The 3580-nt window shown below is 51.9% G+C and carries 2 protein-coding genes; one reads left to right on the forward strand and one right to left on the reverse strand.

The window, feature by feature from the left end:
- The coding region (locus tag OEL57_RS15315; RefSeq protein ID WP_300741651.1) for a bifunctional aconitate hydratase 2/2-methylisocitrate dehydratase at window positions 1–2139 on the reverse strand (2139 nt) is incomplete at its 3' end.
- Between the two features lie 287 nt (window positions 2140–2426).
- Between OEL57_RS15315 and OEL57_RS15320 the strand changes: the two genes are divergently transcribed.
- A partial coding sequence (locus tag OEL57_RS15320; RefSeq protein WP_300741652.1) for a sensor domain-containing diguanylate cyclase occupies window positions 2427–3580 on the forward strand: 1154 nt, incomplete at its 3' end.

Genomic DNA, 3580 nt, shown 5'->3' on the forward strand with positions numbered 1-3580 from the left:
CCAGATCTCTGCAGCTGCACGGAAGTGACCGATGTTGGTCATACATGAACCGATGAAGACATCGTTGATCGGCGTGCCAGCAACATCGGACAGCAGCTTGACATCATCCGGGTCGTTGGGGCAGGCCAGGATCGGCTCGGTGATTTCAGCCAGGTCGATCTCGATCACAGCAGCGTACTCAGCATTCTTGTCAGCTTCCAGCAGTTGCGGATTCTTCAGCCACTCATTGACTGCATCAATCCGGTTCTGCAGGGTCTGGGGATCCTGATAGCCTTCAGCAATCATCTTCTTCATCAGAGCCACGTTGGAACGCAGGTAGGTGGCAACTGACTCTTTGGAAAGCTGGATGCAGCCTGCAGCAGCAGAACGCTCGGCAGCAGCATCAGTAAGCTCAAAGCCTTGCTCAACAGTCAGCTCAGGCAGACCTTCCATCTCAAGGATACGACCGTTGAAGATGTTGATCTTGTTCTTCTTGGGTACTGTCAACAGACCTTGCTTGATTGCCCAGTACGGAATGGCGTTAACAGCGTCACGCAGGGTGATGCCGGGGTTAAATTTGCCCTTGAAACGAACCAGTACGGATTCAGGCATATCCAGCGGCATGAAGCCCATGGCGCCAGCAAAGGCAACCAGACCGGAACCGGCCGGGAAGGAGATACCGATCGGGAAACGGGTGTGGGAGTCACCACCAGTACCAACGGTGTCAGGCAGCAGCAGACGGTTCAACCAGGAGTGGATAACGCCGTCGCCTGGCTTAAGGGCAACACCACCACGCTCTGCAATGAATGCAGGCAGGGTCTTGTGCATCTTCACATCAGCCGGCTTAGGATAGGCAGCGGTGTGGCAGAAGGACTGCATGAACATCGGGGACAGGAACTTGAGGCAGGCCAGTTCCTTCAGTTCGTCAGCAGTCATCGGACCGGTGGTGTCCTGTGAACCAACCGTAGTCATCTTGGGCTCGCAAGCAGTACCCGGCAGGATGCCGGTAACGCCACAGGCCTTGCCAACCATCTTCTGAGCCAGTGAGTAGCCCTGGTCAGCCTTGGCAACAGGGTTAACCGGCAGGGTGAAGACATCGGTATCGCCCATGCCCAGTGCCTTACGTGCATTTTCGGTTACTGCACGGCCAATAATCAGAGGAATACGGCCGCCAGCGCGGAACTCGTCAGCAATGGTGTTAGGGGCCAGCTTGAAGGTGGAGATAACTTCACCAGCAGCGTTGCTGATTTCACCTTTAACGGTGTTGATGGTGATTACATCGCCGTCGTTCATCTTGGTTACGTCAGCCTTGATCGGCAGTGCGCCGGAATCCTGGGCAGTGTTGAAGAAAATCGGTGCGATAACGCCACCAATGATCACACCGGCAGTCTTTTTGTTGGGTACGCAGGGGATATCCTGGCCCATGTGCCACAGCACGGAGTTACAGGCAGACTTGCGGGAAGAACCGGTACCAACCACGTCGCCCACAAAGGCAACCTGATTACCGGCAGCACGCCAGTCAGCAATGTCTTTCAGGCGGTTAGGGAAACGGGTCTTGCCCATTGCCAGGGCATGAAGTGGGATATCAGGACGGCTCCATGCGTCACCGGCAGGTGAGAAGTCGTCGGTGTTGATCTCGCCTTCAACCTTGAATACCTTGACCTTGATGGTCTCAGGCACGCCGGGCTTGTTGGTAAACCACTCTGCATTTGCCCAGGAGGTCAGAACTTTTTTAGCAGCAGCGTTGGAGGCAGACAGGGCAACAACCTGATCAAAGCCATCATATACCAGGGTCATGCCGGACAGTGCGCAGGCAGCCTCATCAGCCAGCTCTGCATCCTTCAGGGCATCAACCAGCGGATTAACGTTATAGCCACCCATCATGGTGCCCAGGATACGAACTGCATCAATCTTGGAAACCAGCGGAGACTTCTTGCTGCCATTCAGAATAGCGGCCAGGAACTCTGCCTTTACTTTTGCAGCAGGGTCAACACCTGGGGAAACACGCTCTTTCAGCAGGTTAAGCAGAAATGCCTCTTTACCAGCAGGTGGGTTTACCAGCAGTTCACACAGACCAGCGGTTTGCTCAGGGGTCAGGGGCAGTGCAGGGATACCCTGGGCTGCACGCTCGGCTTCATGGGCCAGATATGCTTCGATCATTCGTACATCCTCCTTGTTTTGATAGGTACTTAGCGTACATATGGGGCAGAATAAAGTGTATAGTGTATACAATTTCTATTTATGAATGTCAATGGTTGCACGCGAGCGAATAAGAAGAGCCCAGGGGTGCCATTAGAAAAAAATTGGCTCACCTTGCAATATCATACGTATATGGTATGGAATACAATTAACGTCTTTATGGATAGAGACGAAACAGAATAAAATATCTGCTTTTTATGAGATACACATCACCTCCTTAATTCATATAATGTTGCCCAGGACGGTATATGAAATGGTTACTGCCGACATACCTGTTACACCTTTCAATCCGCCGCAAATTGATGCTCTTGATCATGTTCACCTGCGGTCTGATCCTGCTTGCCACTACCATAGTGTTTGTTGTAAAGGAAACCGGTTCACTGATCCATGAGCAGCGCAGGAACCTGTCCTCACTGGCCGATATTCTCGGCAAAAACATATCAGCATCACTGACCTTCAACGACCCAAAATCAGCCCTGGACAGCATGAACTCTCTGTCGGTTAAATCCGACATTCTGGCTGCCTACATCCTGAGACCTGATACAACAATATTTGCCCGCTATCTTGCTTCAGGGATTCAGACAGACAAGCTCCCTTTTGAGCAGTTGGGGCTTACTCCTTCTGTCGATAGCAGCAGGAGCGTGCTGGAAAAGCTGAAGACAGACAGCAACCATTTCTTGCAGCTTAACGATCAGGTGACCCTGGTAACGCCGATCAGGCTTGATAATCAGGAGATCGGCACGGTGGTGTTATTTGCCGACATGCGTGAACTACGTTCGCGCCTACTGGACACCTTGCTGATTTCATCCCTGATTCTGGCGCTGGCAACGATAGCAGCCTATCTGCTTTCTATGCGTCTGCAGGGGCTCATCTCTGATCCGATACTGCAGCTATCTGATGCCATGCACAAGGTTTCAAAAACCAAGGAGTTCTCGTTGCGAGTAGTAAAAGCTGGCAACGACGAAATCGGCAGACTGTACGACGGTTTCAATGAAATGCTACAAGAGATTGAGGAGCGCGATCTCGTATTGTGTCAGCGTCAGGAACATCTGGAAAATCTGGCCCACTTTGACCCATTGACCCGTCTGCCAAACCGGATGCTTTTTCATGACCGTCTGCAACAGGCTATGTGCCTGGCGTTGCGGGCCGATCAGGTTATTGCCTTGATGTTTCTTGATCTTGACCGGTTCAAGGATATAAACGACACTCTGGGGCACCGCATCGGCGACCTGTTGCTTCGGCAAGTTGCTGACAGGATGAGCCTGGTGCTCCGCGATTGTGATACCATCGCTCGTCTGGGTGGTGATGAATTCACCATCTTTACCCAGAATATCATTGATGCCGAAAATGCCAGTCAAGTAGCCCACAAACTGCTGAATATTTTTAAAATACCCTACACTAC

It is taken from the genome of Trichlorobacter sp. (genome assembly GCF_030247655.1).
Lineage (GTDB): Bacteria > Desulfobacterota > Desulfuromonadia > Geobacterales > Pseudopelobacteraceae > Trichlorobacter.